The organism is Qaidamihabitans albus, from assembly GCF_016464705.1.
Taxonomy (GTDB): Bacteria; Actinomycetota; Actinomycetes; order Mycobacteriales; family Pseudonocardiaceae; genus Qaidamihabitans; species Qaidamihabitans albus.
This window is the reverse complement of the sequence record NZ_JAEHOB010000002.1, coordinates 17,083-32,430: the sequence shown is the minus strand read 5'-3', so window position 1 is coordinate 32,430 and position 15,348 is coordinate 17,083. Positions and strand designations below refer to the sequence as shown.

Genomic DNA, 15,348 nt, shown 5'->3' with positions numbered 1-15,348 from the left:
GGATCCGGCCGGCGATCGCGGGCATCGTAGGGAGATGAGCGAAGACGAGCGCTCCGGCGACGCCGATAGTGACCCCACCGCGGACTTCCTCGCGAGCGTGCGCCCGGAGGAGACGCCGTGGCGCACCGAGCGGCCCGCGGCGGCGGCCGGTGATCCCGGGCCCGCGGAGCCCGAGCGGTGGCGGCGTACCAGGGCGGCCGCCAGAGCGGCCGGTCAGGCGGCGCCGTACGTGCAGGCGGCCACCCTCGTGGGCTGGCTCGCCACCGAGGGCACCGAGGTCACGGAGGGCACGGAGAGTACCGGCGACACCGATGCCCCGCTCGCGCCCGATCCCGGCGTGGGCGGAGCCACCTAGTACGAGCAAGGAGGCCCTGTTCTCGTCCGGCGGTGGTGAAGCGGCCTGTGCCCGCGCCTGGCGGGTGGTGGCGCGGGAGTGCGGTCACCGGCCGAGGAGGTTGCGCATCCGCTCGATCTCGGCGGCCTGGCCGGCGAGCACGTCCTGGGCCATCTCCAGCGCGCGCGGCTCGATGCCGTGCGCCAGCTCGTCCTCGGCCATCGTCAGGGCGCCCTCGTGGTGGGTGATCATGAGCTGCAGGAACAGGCGGTCGAACTCCGCCCCGCCGGCGGCGCGCAGGGCGTCGATCTGCTCCGGGGTCGCCATGCCGGGCATGAGGTCGTCGCCGTGTGCACCGTGCTCACCATCGCCACCGTGCTCCGTGTGTTGCCCGTGACCGTGCCCGGCGAGCCAGTCCGTCATGGCCGTGATCTCCGCGTCCTGTGCCGCCGCGATCCTGCCCGCGATGGCGCGGACCTGCCGATCACTCGCCCGGTCAGCCACCAGGTCGGTCATCGTGATGGCCTGCCGGTGGTGCGGGATCATCATCGTCATGTACCGCACGTCGGCCTCGTTCGGGGCCACCGTGTCCGCGCCCTGGGGCGCAGCGGCGCTCGCGGACTCACCGGGGCGGCCCGGCACGATCACCTCGGCGGCTGCGTCCTCCGGCGGCTCAGGGTCGCTCACACAGCCGGCCAGCACGAACACCGCCACCACACCTGCCGCCGCCAGCCGCGCGCGGCCCACCCCGGATCCCATCGCGCCAGCGAACAGCCTGTGCTGCCCGGAAGTCAATCGGCACGGGCAGGTTCACCGGAAAACCCTCCATTCGTCGCTATCTGACGCGTACGTGACGGGGGACAATCGGCCAGCAAAGTTGGGCGAGAGGAGACCACACGGTGAAGAAGTCTCGATCTACCCGGCGGTGGAGCGGCCTTGTCGTCGCGGCCGTCGCCGCCCTGACCGCCAGCGGCCTCGCCGCCGCCCCGGCCGCCGCCCAGGGCGAGACGCCGGGTGTCGACGAGATCGCGCGCAGCGCCAACATGCGGCAGGTCGCCAACCTGCCGAAGCAGGCGCCGTTCGACAAGCAGAGTGCGTTCGGCACCGACATCGCCTTCACGAAGGGGCACGCGATCGTCGGCAACTACGACGGCTTCACGATCTACGACGTGCGTAAACCGCACAAGCCGCGAATCGTCAGCCAGGTGCTGTGCCCCGGCGGCCAGAACGACGTCTCCGTCTCCGGTGATCTGCTGTTCCTCTCCACCGACTACGCGCGCAGCAACGACTCGTGCACCAGCGAGCCGATGCCCGCCTCGAACCCGGCGTCGTGGGAGGGCATCAAGGTCTTCGACATCAGCGACTTCGCCGCACCGGAGTACGTCGCGGCCGTGCGCACGGACTGCGGTTCGCATACGCACACGATGGTGCCGGACCGCAAGCGCGGCTCGGTGCTGCTCTACGTGTCGTCGTACTCGCCCGCGCCCGACCTGCCGAACTGCCAGCCGCCGCACGACAAGATCTCGATCGTCGAGGTGCCGGTCAAGAACCCGGAGGCCGCAGAGCTGATCGCGACCCCCGTGCTCTTCCCCGACGGCGGTAACGAAGGTGGTACGAACCCGGACGGCACCCGGCGCTCGCCGACCACCGGCTGCCATGACCTGACGGCCTACCCGAGCAAGAACCTGATGGCGGGTGCGTGCATGGGCGACGGCGTGCTGATCGACATCGCGGACAAGCTCAACCCGCGCGTGATCGAGCGGGTGCAGGACAACGTCAACTTCGCGTTCTGGCACAGCGCCACCTTCAACAACGCCGGCACGAAGGTGATCTTCACCGACGAGCTGGGCGGCGGCGGGCTCCCGACCTGCAACGCGGAGTTCGGGCCGAACCGCGGAGCGGACGGCATCTACGACATCGCCGGCCGCGGCGACGGCCGCACGCTCGAGTTCCGCTCCTACTACAAGATCCCGCGGCACCAGGCCGAGACCGAGAACTGTGTGGCGCACAACGGATCGCTGATCCCGGTCAAGGGCCGCGACATCATGGTGCAGTCGTGGTACCAGGGCGGCGTCTCGGTGTGGGACTTCACCGACTCGGCCAACCCGAAGGAGATCGGGTACTGGGAGCGGGGCCCGCTGTCCGACACCGAGCGCGTCGTCGGCGGCACGTGGTCGGCCTACTACTACAACGGCTACATCTACTCGTCCGACATCCAGAAGGGCCTCGACGTGCTGGCGATCCACGACTGGCGCACGGCACCGGCTAAGCGGGTCCGCTACGACGAGTTCAACGCCCAGACGCAGCCGCACTACGGCCGCTGACCAACCACGCGGCGGCGCCGGCAGCCAGCTTGCCGTCCACCAGCGGGGCGCTGGACAACAGCACCTCGCCGGGCGGCAGCGGCACCGGCGCCGCCGACGTGTTCAGCGCGCACACCAGCCCGCCCGGATGCCGGCGGAAGGCGAAGCAGCCGGGCGGCGCGCCGTACCACTCGATCTCGTCACCGTCGAACGCCGTGCGCTCCCGGCGCAGGTCCAGGGCACGACGGTAGAGCGAGAGCGTCGACGAGGAGTCCTCCAGCTGCGCCTCCACGGTGAGTGCGGCCCACTCGCGGGGGACGGTGACGCCGGCCGTGGCACCGGAGAAGCCGAACGGCGGCTCGGGGCCTTCCCACGGGATCGGTGCGCGGGTGCCCTCACCGAGCCCGGCGTCGTCGAGTCCCAGCTCCTCACCGTTCTGCAGCCAGATCGCGCCGGGCAGGGCCAGTTCCACCAGCGCCATCGCGCGTGCCCGGTCGCGCCCGTCGGCGCCGCCTCCGAAGCGGGTGACCTGCCGTACCCCGGCGTGTCCCGCCGGTGCCCACGTGGCGGGCGCACCCGCGGACGAGGCGAGGGCGAGCGAGCGCTCGATGGCGGCCTGCAGCGCGTCGGCGTCGAAGCGGGTCTGCCCGAGCCGCAGGTCGAGGCCGAGGTGCAGCTCGTCGCGGCGCAGGTACCGGGCGAAGCGCTGCTCGTCGCGCGCCCTGATCTCGCCGACCGCGACGGTGTCCGGATACTCGGCGAGCACCTTCCGGATCATCTGGTGGATCTCGTGCACGCCGTCGTTGTCGAACCGCGGGTCATCGGGTCCGGCGAGTGGCGTGCCCGCCGCCCGCGCGGCCATGTCGGGAAGGCCGGCCGGCTTCGCCATGCCCTGCGCCGCGCAGATCCGGAAGCCGTCGACGCCGCGGTCGAGCCAGAACCGCAGCGTGCGCTCGAGGTCGGCGTGAACCTCGGCGTTGGTCCAGTTCAGGTCCGGCTGCCCGGGCCCGAACAGGTGCAGATACCACTGGCCGTCGGGCAGCCGGGTCCAGGCGGGCGCGCCGTCCGTGCCGATCCAGTTGTTCGGGGGCAGCTCACCGCCCGGCCCCGTGCCGTCGTGGAAGTGGTAGCGCTCGCGCTCAGAGCTGCCCGGCGGGGCGGCCAGGGCGGCGGTGAACCACGTGTGCCGGTCGCTGGTGTGGTTGGGCACGAGGTCCAGCAGCAGCCGGATACCGGAGGCGTGCACGTCGGCGACCAGCTCGTCGAACCGTTCGAGGTTGCCGAGCACTGGGTCCACCGCGCGCGGGCCGGCCACGTCGTAGCCGTCGGCGACCGCGGGGGAGAGGTAGAACGGCGTCAGCGAGAGCGCGTCCACCCCGAGCAGCTCCAGGTAGCCGAGCCGGCCGCGGATCCCTTCCAGGTCACCGACCCCGTCACCGTCGGAGTCGGCGAAGGAGCGCACGTGCACGCGGTAGAACACCGCGCCCTGCCACCAGCCGCGAGCGGCCGGCTCGGGGCGCCTCTTCCCGATGGCTCGCCGCACCACCAGGTCACACCCAGCTGTTCATCATCGAGTTCGCCGCCATCTCCAGGTAGTTCCACAACTCCTGGCGGTAGGGCTCCTCGATGCCCGACTCGTCGACCGCGATCCGCATCGCACGCAGCCACGCGTCGCGCTCGATGGGGCCGACCTTGAACGGGGCGTGCCGCATCCGCAGCCGCGGGTGACCACGCTGGTCGGAGTAGGTGTGCGGGCCGCCCCAGTACTGCATCAGGAACAGCCGGAGGCGCTCCTCGGCGGGGCCGAGGTCCTCCTCCGGGTAGAGCGGGCGCAGCACCTCGTCCTCGGCGACCTCGGCGTAGAACCGCGCGACGATCTTGCGGAAGGTCGGCTCGCCGCCCACCGCCTCGTAGAAGGTGCGCGGGTCGCTCGCCTGCGGTTCGCTGCTCACGTCTGCCACGTCTCCATTCTGCCTTTCGTTGCGCCGGTGGCTTTGGTTCAGCCGCCGTTGGCGCCGGTCTGCGGAGCGCCGAAGAACCGGCCGAGCGGCGGCTGGAAACCGGCCTCCTCGATGGCGGGCATGATCTTCGCGCGCAGGGCGCGCTGCACCGCCCACTGGCGGCCGGGCCGGACCTTGACGGTGAGCCGGAGCTGGATGCCCTCGGGGGTCACGCTCTCCACGCCGAGCACCTCGGGCGGTTCGAGCACGTCCGGGGCGATCGCATCGCTCTCGGCCGCGGTCGCCGCCACGTCCCCGAGCACGGCGGTCGCCCGGCTCACGTCGGTGTTGTAGCTGAGCGGGATGTCCACGAGTGCCACGGCGTAGCCCTGGCTGGAGTTGCCGACCCGGAGCACCTCGCCGTTGCGGACGTACCAGACGGTGCCGTTGATGTCGCGCAGCGTGGTGATCCGCAGGCCGACGGCCTCAACGGTGCCGACGGCCTCGCCGACGTCGACGACGTCGCCGACGCCGTACTGGTCCTCGAGCATCATGAAGATGCCGGACAGGAAGTCGCGGACGAGGTTCTGCGCACCGAAACCCAGCGCGACGCCGACGATGCCAGCCGAGGCGATGATCGGGCCGAGATTGATGCCGAGCTCACCGAGAACGAGGACGAACGCCAGTCCGTACACCACGAACGAGGTGATGGACTTGAGCACCGAGCCGATCGTCTGCGCCCGCTGGCGCCGCCGTTCCAGAACGACCGGGCCGAGGCCGCCCGGCGCGCGCTCCCGCAGCGGGCGCAGCAGGGCGGGCAGCTTGTCCCCGTTCAGCGGCGCGGTCGTCAGCCGGTCGATCAGTTTGCGGATGAGCAGCCGCGCGAGCACCGCGATGGCGACGATCAGCAGGATGTGCAGCGGCTTGGCGACGAGCCAGTCCGCCGAGCCCGCCAGCCAGGGGTTGCCCGTCAGATGCCATACCTGCTGGCACCAACTGCCCGCGTCCTCGATGCAGGAGGGCGGTTCGCTGAGCAACTGGTACACGTCGGGCGCAGCTCCTTTCACATGTGATGCCGCACACTCTTATGCTCCCGTGGCGGCTCCAGGTGAGGCATGTTGACCTCATCGAGTCCACCCGCAACCGTACTTGGAGATGACACGTCGCTGAACGCACGTGCGTTTCGGGCGCGGAATGTGGTCGACTTAGGGCTGCACCGGTGGAGGTGGTCGAGTGCCAGACCGACAACCCGTCCCCCACGGCGTCCGTTCCCGGCATCCGGCCGGGCAGGCGCCGGAGGTCTTGCTGTGCCCGCCGGTGGGAGGCGCGGGGCCGGGTGAACCGCACCCACCGGCAATGGCCGGTGGACCGACCAGTGGACCGCAGCCCGTGGGGCCGCCCAATCGGGGCGGCCGCGTCACCCGCTCGCACGGCCAGCGCCGGGCTCGCGAATCGGGCGGAGGTCCGGCGCTCACCTGGGGAAAGCGGCGGGTGTTGCTGCTCAACGCCACGTTCGAGCCGCTCACCGCGCTGCCGCTGCGGCGGGCCGTCGTGCTGTTGATCTGTGGCAAGGCGGAGATCGTCCACGAGGATCCGGCGGGGCTGACCCTGCATGCGGCGACGACGGCCGTGGAGGTGCCGTCGGTCATCCGGCTGAGTACCTATGTGCGGGTACCGTACCGGGCGCAGGTGCCGCTCACGCGCGCCGGCCTGATGCACCGCGACCGCTTCCGCTGCGCGTACTGCGGGGGCCGCGCCGAGACCATCGATCATGTGGTGCCGCGCAGCCGTGGCGGTGCGCATTCCTGGCAGAACTGTGTCGCCTGCTGCGCCAGGTGTAACCACCGCAAGGCGGACAAGCTGCTCTCCGAGATCGGCTGGCGGCTGAAGGTCGTGCCACGGGCGCCGCACGGGCCGCACTGGCGGCTGCTCGCGCACTCCGGCGAGGCGGACCCGTTGTGGCAGCAGTACCTCGGCGCCCCGGCCGCGTGAGCCGCGGCCGGGAGCGCGCCAGAGGTCAACGGGCCGGCTTCGGCTGCCGGCCTTGCCGCCGGGTCAGGCGGCGAGTGCGTACTCCGACCGGCAGGTGACGCGGGTGCCGCGGGTGACCCTGGTCCCGCGCGTGACGCGCGTGCCACAGGTGACTCGCGTGCCTGCCGTGACCCTCGTCCCGCGGGTGACCCTGGTGCCGCGCGTGACGCGGGTGCCTGCCGTGACGCGGGTACCGGCGGTGACCCGTGTACCACGCGTGACGCGCGTACCCATGGTCACCCGAGTGCCGGACGTCACCCGTGTGCCGCGGGTAACCCTGGTTCCGCGCTCCGCGGACGCGTCGAACAGCGGCGAAACAGTGTCGAAACTCGCCTTGGCGGGGATAACGGCAGTGGGCATGGGGTGTCCTCCTGTGACCGGTGTGATCTGTTGGGGATGGGGAGGCTCGGGCGCAAGGCCCGTACAGGTGAAAAACGTACGAGCATTCGTCCCGGGGTACAAGACAACGGCGGCGGGTGCCGCCGCCCGTACGTTGAACTGCGACCTTTCGCGCGGAAGGTTTCGGCTCAACGTGGGAGCCGATCCGTGGCAAACGACGGACGGTGTTTCTCCGGCGACCAACGGTCCGCCCGCGCGTGCCGCCTGGTGTGCGTGAGGATGGTGTCGGATACCCTGCGCGCGTGAACATCCTCGAGACGATCCTGGTCTACGCGGCGATCCCGCTCGCGATCTACGGCGTCTGCGCGCTGGCGACCCTGCGGTCGAAGCTGGCGAGCTCGCCGAGGTACCGGCCCGGGCAGCCGTGGGAGTATCCGCCGATGTGGTGGAGCGCCAACCCGGAGGGCGTCGGTGGTCCGGCCACCGCCGAAGGCGAGACGGCCGCCCCGTCGAAGGTCCGAGGAGGTGCTCGTGGCAACTGGTGAAGTCACCCAGGAGAGCAAGTCGACCGGCCTGGAGGGCACCGAGCTGCAGCCCGGCGCCGCCGTTACGGCAAGCGGCCGCGTGTCCGTCGCGCAGATGTACGAGCCGCCTGCTCCATCCGGCCCGTTCAGTACGGCGCAGCTCGCCCGGCTGGACGAGGCGCTGACGCTGGCCAGCCGGGAGTCCGGCCTCGAGTTCAGCATCTACCTCGGGGAGCTGGGCGAGGACACCCGCGCGGGCGCCGAGTCACTGCACGACACACTCGGCGAGCTCGCCGACCGGGCCGTGCTCATCGCCGTGTCGCCGGGCCAGCGGGTGGTCGAGGTCGTCACGGGCGCGGAGGCCATGCGCCGGCTGCCCGATCGGGGCGCCAAGCTCGCCGTGATGAGCATGGTGGCCTCCTTCAAGGAGGGCGACCTGGTCGGCGGGCTGGTCAGCGGCCTGCGCATGATGACCGACCAGGCGGGCCCCGCCCCCAAGCGCTGACGCTTCTGCCATGAACGACCCGTTACTGGCATTTTTCGCCAGTAACGGGTCGTTCATGGCAATCGGGGGCGTCAGCTCTGGTCGAACTCACGGGCGGCGAGGGCGCGCACGATGCCCGCCCTGCCCTCGGACACGAGCCTGCGCAGCGCCGCGGGATGGTCACCGGCCAGCCACGCGTCCGCCGCCGCGACGGCCTCGTGGGTGACCTCCCACGACGGGTACAGCCCCACCACGGTCGGCTGCGCGCGCTCGCTCGAACGGCGGCTCCACACCTCGTCGATCACCGCGAAGTACTTCTCCACGTACTCGCCGAGCAGGTGCTTCTGCTTCGGGTGCGAGAACCCCTGGATGATCGCCTCGTTCACCGCGTTCGGCAGCTCGTCGTCGTAGACGGCCCGCTGCCACGCCTGTGCCTTCGCCTCCGCGGTCGGCCGCAGCGCCCTGGAGCGCTCCGCGTGCCTGCGCCCGGCGGCGGTGTCGTCGCGCGCCAGCTCCGCATCGATCTCCGCCTCGCCCGCCCTGCCGTGGGCGACCAGCGCGTGCAGCAACCGCCACCGCAGGTCGGTGTCAACCGTCAGGCCGGGCAACGGCGCGGAGCCGTCGAGCCAGCCTGCCAGCACGCGCGTGGTCGCATCGTCGAGCACCGAGCCGGTCAGCGAGTTGACGAACGCGAGCTGGTGGTCCGAGCCCGCCTCGGCCGAGCGGGCGAGTTCGAGCAGCCGCTCGGTGAACGCAGGCCAGCCGTGCTGGTGCGCCCAGTCCTGCTCGGCGTAGGAGTTCAGCGCCGTCTGGGCCTGCAGCAGCAGCCGCTGCACCACGCCCACCTCGCTCTCCGCGCCGATGCCGCGCAGCACGAGGGTCACGAAGTCGCGTGCCTTGAGCTCGGCCTCGCGCGTCATCTCCCACGCGGCCGACCAGCACAGCGTGCGGGGCAGCGGTTCGGTGATGTCGGCGATCCGGTCGATCAGGGTGACCAGTGAGTCGTTGTCCAGCCGCATCGTGCAGTAGGTCAGGTCGTCGTCGTTGACGAGCACGAGCTTGCCCGCGGGCACGCCCACCAGGTCGGGCACCTCGGTACGCTCGCCGTCGACGTCGAGCTCCACGCGGTGGGTGCGGACCAGCTTGCCCGCGCCGTCGTCGTCGTAGACGCCCACCGCGACCCGGTGCGTGCGGAGTTCGCCCTCGCCCGGCCGGGCCCCGCCCTGCAGCACCGCGAACGAGGCGAAGGCGCCGTTGCCGTCGAGTTCGAACCGAGGCCGCAGCGAGTTCAGGCCGGTGGTCTCCAGCCACTGGGCGCTCCACCACGACAGGTCGCGGCCCGACGCTGCTTCGAGCGCGGCGAGCAGGTCGGCCAGCGTCGCGTTGTCCCACGCGTGCTTGCTGAAGTACACCTTCAGGCCGGCCAGGAAGTTGCCCAGCCCGACGTAGGCGACCAGCTGCTTGAGCACGCTGGCGCCCTTGGCGTAGGTGATGCCGTCGAAGTTCACCTCGACGGCGTGCAGGTCCACCATGTCCGCCGCGATGGGGTGCGTCGAGGGCAGCTGGTCCTGCCGGTAGGCCCACGACTTCTCGATGTTGGCGAAGCTGGTCCAGGCGTTGGTGTACTCGGTCGCCTCGCCCTGTGCGAGCACGCTGGCGAACGTCGCGAACGACTCGTTCAGCCACAGGTCGTCCCACCAGCGCATGGTGACGAGGTCGCCGAACCACATGTGCGCCATCTCGTGCAGCAGCGTCTCCGCGCGCCGCTCGTAGGCGTAACGCGTGACGCGGCTGCGGAAGACGTAGTCCTCCAGGAACGTCACCGCGCCCGCGTTCTCCATCGCGCCCGCGTTGAACTCCGGTACGAACAGCTGGTCGTACTTCGAGAACGGGTACGGGGTGTCGAAGCTGCGGTGGTAGAAGCCGAAACCCTGCTTGGTCTCGGTGAACAGCCGCTCGGCGTCCATGTGCTTCGCCAGCGAGGCGCGGCAGTAGATGCCCAGCGGGATGGTCCGGTACTCGTCGCGGTAGGTGTCGCGCCACTCGTGGTACGGGCCGGCGATCAACGCGACCAGGTAGGTGGAGATCCGCTCCGACGTGGCGAAGACGGTCCTGACCGCGCCCTCCGGTGTGGGTTCGGCCGACTCGGCGAGCGCGTTCGAGATGATCTTCCAGTCGGCCGGCGCGGTGACCGTGAGCCGGTAGGTCGCCTTGAGGTCGGGCTGGTCGAAGCACGCGAACATGCGCTTGGCGTCCGCGGTCTCGAACTGGCTGTAGAGGTACACGCCGTCGTCGACCGGATCGACGAACCGGTGCAGGCCCTCGCCGGTGTTCATGTAGCGGCAGTCCGCGTGCACGACGAGCTCGTTGGACTCGGCGAGCTCGGGCAGTTCCACACCGTGGTCCTCGACGTAGCCGGACACGTCCAGCGGCGTTCCGTTGAGCGTCGCGGAACGCACGTCCGCGGCGACGATGTCCGCCCAGGACCGGCGGCCGGGCTGCGCTGCGGTGAACCGGATGGTCGTCCGGGAGTCGAACGTGTGCTCGCCGGGGCGGCCGTGGCCGTCGGTCAGGTCGAGCTCGATGTCGTAGGACTCCACGGTGAGGAGTTCGGCGCGCTGCCTGGCTTGTTCGCGCGTGAGATTCGGGGCGGGCACGGGCACCTCTGTGCTGGTAGCGGTTGTCGTTGTCCTGTCTCAGCATCCAATCATGCGCCGGTGGCGGGCGCCGACGGGGAACATGTGGCGGGCCGCCGGTGTTGGCGGACGGTAGGAGGCTCGCCGACCCGCGAGCGCACGCCGACCCGCGAGCGCACGCCGACCAGGGAGAGATCATGAGCGCAGGCCAGCAGGGCAGAACCCGTGTCGATTTCTACTTCGATCCCATGTGCCCGTTCGCCTGGATCACGTCGCGCTGGATTCTCGAGGTGGAGCGGCAGCGTGATCTCGACCTCCAGTTCCGGATCATGAGCCTCGCCGTGCTGAACGAGGGCCGGGACAACCTGTCGCAGGAGTACCAGGACCTGCTGGCCTCGGCATGGGGTCCGGTCCGGGTGGCGGCCGCCCTGGCCGAGCGGGCCGGCGGGGAGGCGCTGCGCGACTACTACACCGCGTTCGGCACCCGGCACCACAACCGGGGCAACAAGGACACCCAGGCCGTGCTGAAGGAGGCCCTCGCCGAGATCGGGGCGCCGGCCGAGCTTGCCGATGCCGCGAACTCCACCGAGTACGACGAGGCCGTCCGCAAGAGCCATCACGAGGGCATGGACCCGGTGGGCATGGACGTCGGCACCCCGACCATCCACATCGACGGTGTCGCGTTCTTCGGGCCGGTGCTGAGCTCGATCCCGCGCGGAGAGGACGCGCTGAAGGTGTTCGACGGCGCGCGGCTGCTCGCGGGCTACCAGGACTTCTTCGAGCTCAAGCGCACCCGCACGGGGGAGCTCGACTTCGACTGAGAGCCGCGGGCCTCGTGAGTGGCTACGCGAGTTCTAACTCGCGTAGCCACTCACGAGCGCCGCACGCGTCACGTCCTCGGGGAAGGGTGAGCGGGCGAGTGCGTCCGCGAGGCCCAGCTCATCCGCGCGGACGGCGGCGCGGAGGGCGCCGAGTGCCGCGAGCGGTTCGCGTTGCGCGGCCACGAACGCGCCGTCGACCGGCTCGCCGTGCCCGGCGACGACGATCCGGGGCTCCTGCGCCAGCAGCTCGTCGAGTGCGCCGGGCCAGCCGTCGAGCGTCGAGTCGGGGCCGAAGGACTCGGCCGTGAACGACCCGCCCGGCGCGTGCTCGACCAGGTCGCCGGCGAAGACGACGCCCGCGTCCGGCACGTGCACCGCGAGGTCGTGCCCGGTGTGTGCGGGCCCGGGGTGGGTGAGCACGACCCGCCTGCCGCCGACGGCCAGCTCGGCCGAGTCGGTCAGGACGTGGTCGGGCAGGACGATCTCGGTGGCGGCGAGCGCCTCCGCGACGGCCGGTCTGCCCTCGGCACGGTAGCGGGCCGCCCAGCGGCTGCGCTGAGCCTCGCCTTCCGCGGCGAGGGCGGCGCGGCAGCCCTCGTGGGCCCACACGGCACACGGCAGGAACGCGGCGGTGCCGAAGGCGTGGTCGAAGTGCGCGTGCGTGAGCACGACCGTCCAGGGATGCGGTGTCACGCCGCGGACGGCCGCGGCCAGCTCCGCTCCCTGCGCGGCGTCGCCGCGCGTGTCGATCACCAGGCAGTGGTCCGCGCCGACGACCAGCCCGACGGACAGGTCGAGCTCGGCATGGCGCCGGACGAGCACCCCGTCGGCGAGCTCCGTCCATCGGCCGTCACTCACGGCAGCACCTCCCGCCCCCGCCTGTTCGAGCAAGGCAGCTTCGCCACTGCGGGACGAGAGTAGAGCTCTCCTGCTCCGCCGGGGCCGGTCAGGGGTGGTTGCGGTGGGTGACGTCCTGGAAGGAGCCCTCGACGAGCAGCGGGGCGACGGGGGAGCGGTTGACGGCGATGGCGAGATCGACGTCGCCGCCGTGCCCGGCCTCGCGCAGTTCCTGGCCGGACGCCGAGCCCGCGACGACCGCGCCCACATCGGGCCCGGCGGCGCGGAACGCCCTCGCCGCGAGCGAGGCCTCCGGCGAAGGCCACTGCACGCCGAGGCCGAGCAGGGCGTCCACCACGGCGCCCGCGCCGAGGTGGTCCTCGACGCACGGGCGCAGCGGTCCGATCGCGCCGTCCCTGGCGGCAAGCCCCGTGTCCCATCGTTCGCCCGCGGGGATCACGCCGGTGGGCCGCCCGCCGGCCAGCGCGTTGGCGACCTCAGCCACCGCCCGCGCGTTGCGCAGGCACGCGGTGAGCACGTGCGCGCCGGTCTCGGCCGCCAGCGTGCACAGTGTCGCGCCGTTCGGGGACGGCAGCGCCAGGAAGGTGCCCGGCGGTGTGGTCAGGACTGAGAACGGCCGCAATGGCCAGCCCCGTTCGTCCGGCAGCAGCGCGCCGGCCTGTTTCGCCGCCCTGGCCGCGTCCGCGTCGCCCCAGGGCAGCGGGAGCACCCGGCCGCCACGCCCGAGTGCCAGATCGACGGTGGTGGAGAACGACAGCACGTCCACCACGACCAGTACCGGGCATTCACCGCCCAGCGCGGCGACGCCCTCCGCGCTCCACTCGAGCCGGATGTCGTGCCCGCCCTGCCCGAAGACGTTCATGGTGCCCAGCATGCCGGGTGGGCGCCGCCGGATGTCCCGGGGATGGCACACTCACCTGCCGTGCGTGTCTATCTGGGATCCGACCATGCCGGCTTCGAGCTGAAGAACCACCTCGTGGCCCACCTCGCGGAGCAGGGCCACGAGGTGACCGATATCGGTCCGCACGTCTACGACGCGGCTGACGACTACCCGGCCTTCTGCGTCGAGACCGCGCGCCGTGTGGTCGCCGACGAGGGCAGTGTGGGCATCGTGATCGGCGGCTCGGGCAACGGCGAGCAGATCGCCGCCAACAAGGTGCCGGGTGCGCGGACCGGGCTGGCCTGGAGCCCGGAGATCGCCAGACTGACCCGCGAGCACAACCACGCGCAGCTGATCGGCGTCGGTGCCCGGATGCACACCGCGCAGGAGGCGACCGAGATCGTCGAGGCGTTCCTGGCCACCCCGCCGTCGTCGGACGAGCGGCACGTCCGGCGGGTGAAGCAGCTCGTGGACTACGAGCGGACCGGCACGCCGCCGCCGCTGCCGCGGGACTAGGCCCGATGCCCGAGGGACACACGCTGCACCGGCTCGCCCGCCTGCACCAGCGGCGCTACGCCGGGGCGCCGGTGGCGGTGTCCAGCCCGCAGGGCCGCTTCGCCGCCGAGGCGGCGCGGCTGGACGGGCGCACGATGGTGGCCGCCGAGGCCCACGGCAAGCACCTGTTCCACCATTACAGTCCACACGGGACGGTGCACGTCCATCTCGGGCTGTACGGCACGTTCACCGAGGCCGCGCTGCCCGCTGAGGCGCCCGTCGGCCAGGTGCGGATGCGTCTGGCCGGGCCCTCCCACTGGACGGACCTGCGCGGGCCCACCCGCTGCGAGCTGCTCAGCGAGGAGGAGGCCGACGCCGTCAAGGAGCGGCTGGGTCCGGATCCGCTGCGCCGCGACGCGGTACCGGAACGGGCCTGGGAGCGGATCTCCCGTTCGCGCACGTCGATCGCCGTCCTGCTGATGGACCAGTCGGTGCTGGCCGGCGTCGGCAACGTCTACCGGGCCGAGGTGCTGTTCCGGCACGGGATCGTGCCCACGCTGCCCGGCCGGTCGCTGGGCCAGGTGACCTGGAAGGAGATGTGGGCGGACCTGGTCGCGCTCATGCGCGCCGGAGTGCGCACCGGGCGGATCGACACGGTCGCCGACGAGCACCTGCCCGAGGTGACCGGGCGTGCGCCGAGGCAGGACCGCCACGGCGGTGAGGTATACGTCTACCGGCGGGCGGGGCAGCCGTGCCTGGTGTGCGGAACGCCGGTGGCGCACGAGGAGCTGGCGGGCCGGAAGCTGTACTGGTGCCCGACCTGCCAACCCGCCCACCCCTCGTGAGTGCGCACACGAGTTAGAACAGTGTTACGCACTCACGACCGCGGAGTGCTCAGAAGCCGATGTCGAAGCCTCCGCCGAAGTCGCCGCCGAGGTCGCCGCCGCCGTCTTCCATGCCGCCGCCGTCCTCCGCGCCGCCCGCGTCACCGGACTCCATCGCGTCCTCCTGGCCCGCGTCGTAGCCCGACTCCCAGGCCGCCGCGCTGGGAATGCCCGCCATGCCGGAGAACATCGCGCTGAACAGCAGCATCGACCCCATGCCCCACGCGCCGGCCACGAGCGCGGGCCGCCACCACGGCTCGCTGTACCAGCCCTGCGGCACCGGCCGGCCGGCCACGCGGCCACCCGGGTGGTAGTGCGGCGTGTTCTGCCCGGGTTCGGGCGAGGCCTCGTAGGTGTGGCCCCCGACGTCCACCGCGCGGTGCTCGGTGACCTTGCCCGCACGCTCACGCTCGAGACTCTCGGGCAGCTCCGGGCCGGGGTCCATGCCCATCGCGATCCGCGCGGCCCGGACGTAGTACAGCCCTTCGAGCGCGGTCTCCTTCACCAGCCTCGCCTGCTCGGCGGTCTCCGCCTGCTCCATCTGCGAGCCGGCGGCGGTGTAGCGCTCCGAGGCGTCGGCCATCGCCTGCTGCGATGCGGTGTCCGTGCCGGTCAGGTTCAGCACCTGGCCGCCGAGCCGTTCCAGCCAGCGGCGGGCGTCGGCCTTGGCGTCCTCGATGCGGCGCCGTTTGGCCTCCGCCCGAGACTGGACCAGGTAGAGCCCGCCGCCGACGATGACGACCAGCAGCACGACCAGGATGATCGCGGTACCCATGGGTCACTCCCCGGTTGTTGGGTTCGTTGAACCGGACAACGGGA

General features: G+C 71.6%; 17 protein-coding genes. 8 read left to right on the top strand and 9 right to left on the bottom strand.

The annotated features are described in order from the left end of the window. Positions 1–34 precede the first annotated feature (34 nt). On the top strand, positions 35–355 hold the full coding sequence (locus JAP66_RS03375; RefSeq protein WP_235998739.1) for a hypothetical protein: 321 nt from the start codon (positions 35–37) through the stop codon (positions 353–355). Positions 356–439: 84 nt separating this feature from the next. On the opposite strand, the gene JAP66_RS03370 is transcribed toward JAP66_RS03375, so the two are convergent. Further along, complete coding sequence (locus JAP66_RS03370; RefSeq protein ID WP_199430083.1) at positions 440–1,093, bottom strand: DUF305 domain-containing protein; 654 nt, start codon at positions 1,091–1,093, stop codon at positions 440–442. A gap of 140 nt (positions 1,094–1,233) precedes the next feature. Between JAP66_RS03370 and JAP66_RS03365 the strand changes: the two genes are divergently transcribed. After that, positions 1,234–2,658, top strand: a complete 1,425-nt coding sequence (locus tag JAP66_RS03365; protein WP_199430082.1) for an LVIVD repeat-containing protein — start codon at positions 1,234–1,236, stop codon at positions 2,656–2,658. Here JAP66_RS03365 and JAP66_RS03360 read toward each other — a convergent pair. The 3 genes from JAP66_RS03360 to JAP66_RS03350 are packed head-to-tail and all read right to left on the bottom strand — an operon-like array spanning position 2,624 to position 5,623. Next, a complete protein-coding gene (locus JAP66_RS03360; protein WP_199430583.1) occupies positions 2,624–4,180 on the bottom strand; it encodes an alpha-amylase family glycosyl hydrolase in 1,557 nt (518 codons plus the stop codon). The two genes, JAP66_RS03365 and JAP66_RS03360, sit on opposite strands and share 35 nt — an antisense overlap. 7 nt (positions 4,181–4,187) lie before the next feature. Continuing rightward, positions 4,188–4,589, bottom strand: a complete 402-nt coding sequence (locus JAP66_RS03355; RefSeq protein ID WP_199430582.1) for a globin — start codon at positions 4,587–4,589, stop codon at positions 4,188–4,190. A 47-nt stretch (positions 4,590–4,636) separates the two neighbouring features. Then, positions 4,637–5,623 carry a mechanosensitive ion channel family protein gene (locus JAP66_RS03350; RefSeq protein WP_199430081.1) on the bottom strand — a complete coding sequence of 329 codons (987 nt, stop codon included), beginning with the start codon at positions 5,621–5,623 and terminating at the stop codon, positions 4,637–4,639. A gap of 448 nt (positions 5,624–6,071) precedes the next feature. Here JAP66_RS03350 and JAP66_RS03345 point away from each other — a divergent pair, with 448 nt between their 5' ends. Continuing rightward, positions 6,072–6,569 (top strand): HNH endonuclease, encoded by a 498-nt coding sequence (locus JAP66_RS03345; RefSeq protein ID WP_307849454.1) that lies wholly within the window; start codon positions 6,072–6,074, stop codon positions 6,567–6,569. Between the two features lie 63 nt (positions 6,570–6,632). Here JAP66_RS03345 and JAP66_RS03340 read toward each other — a convergent pair whose 3' ends face one another. Next, positions 6,633–6,968, bottom strand: a complete 336-nt coding sequence (locus JAP66_RS03340) for a hypothetical protein (protein ID WP_199430080.1) — start codon at positions 6,966–6,968, stop codon at positions 6,633–6,635. Between the two features lie 281 nt (positions 6,969–7,249). Here JAP66_RS03340 and ctaJ point away from each other — a divergent pair, with 281 nt between their 5' ends. Both ctaJ and JAP66_RS03330 read left to right on the top strand, forming a co-directional pair. After that, entirely contained in the window at positions 7,250–7,492 is a 243-nt protein-coding gene (ctaJ, locus tag JAP66_RS03335) for an aa3-type cytochrome oxidase subunit CtaJ (RefSeq protein ID WP_199430079.1), read from the top strand. Next, positions 7,479–7,976, top strand: a complete 498-nt coding sequence (locus JAP66_RS03330) for a DUF5130 family protein (protein ID WP_199430078.1) — start codon at positions 7,479–7,481, stop codon at positions 7,974–7,976. The genes ctaJ and JAP66_RS03330 overlap by 14 nt, the downstream gene beginning before the upstream one ends. 71 nt (positions 7,977–8,047) lie before the next feature. Here the strand turns inward: JAP66_RS03330 and pepN are convergent, their stop codons facing one another. Beyond that, positions 8,048–10,612 carry an aminopeptidase N gene (gene pepN, locus JAP66_RS03325; RefSeq protein WP_199430077.1) on the bottom strand — a complete coding sequence of 855 codons (2,565 nt, stop codon included), beginning with the start codon at positions 10,610–10,612 and terminating at the stop codon, positions 8,048–8,050. A 176-nt stretch (positions 10,613–10,788) separates the two neighbouring features. Here pepN and JAP66_RS03320 point away from each other — a divergent pair, with 176 nt between their 5' ends. Beyond that, positions 10,789–11,412, top strand: coding sequence for a mycothiol-dependent nitroreductase Rv2466c family protein (locus tag JAP66_RS03320; RefSeq protein WP_199430076.1), 624 nt, complete (start codon positions 10,789–10,791; stop codon positions 11,410–11,412). Between the two features lie 33 nt (positions 11,413–11,445). Here JAP66_RS03320 and JAP66_RS03315 read toward each other — a convergent pair whose 3' ends face one another. After that, the gene (locus JAP66_RS03315; RefSeq protein ID WP_199430075.1) at positions 11,446–12,270 is read right to left on the bottom strand and encodes an MBL fold metallo-hydrolase; all 825 of its coding nucleotides are present in this window, start codon (positions 12,268–12,270) and stop codon (positions 11,446–11,448) included. Positions 12,271–12,358: 88 nt separating this feature from the next. Further along, positions 12,359–13,132 carry a 2-phosphosulfolactate phosphatase gene (locus JAP66_RS03310; protein ID WP_199430074.1) on the bottom strand — a complete coding sequence of 258 codons (774 nt, stop codon included), beginning with the start codon at positions 13,130–13,132 and terminating at the stop codon, positions 12,359–12,361. A 60-nt stretch (positions 13,133–13,192) separates the two neighbouring features. Here JAP66_RS03310 and JAP66_RS03305 point away from each other — a divergent pair, with 60 nt between their 5' ends. Both JAP66_RS03305 and JAP66_RS03300 read left to right on the top strand, forming a co-directional pair. Further along, the gene (locus JAP66_RS03305; RefSeq protein WP_199430073.1) at positions 13,193–13,666 is read left to right on the top strand and encodes a ribose-5-phosphate isomerase; all 474 of its coding nucleotides are present in this window, start codon (positions 13,193–13,195) and stop codon (positions 13,664–13,666) included. Positions 13,667–13,671: 5 nt separating this feature from the next. Continuing rightward, positions 13,672–14,490, top strand: coding sequence for an Fpg/Nei family DNA glycosylase (locus JAP66_RS03300; protein WP_199430072.1), 819 nt, complete (start codon positions 13,672–13,674; stop codon positions 14,488–14,490). Positions 14,491–14,539: 49 nt separating this feature from the next. Here JAP66_RS03300 and JAP66_RS03295 read toward each other — a convergent pair whose 3' ends face one another. Next, on the bottom strand, positions 14,540–15,304 hold the full coding sequence (locus JAP66_RS03295) for a hypothetical protein (RefSeq protein ID WP_199430071.1): 765 nt from the start codon (positions 15,302–15,304) through the stop codon (positions 14,540–14,542). Positions 15,305–15,348 lie beyond the last annotated feature (44 nt).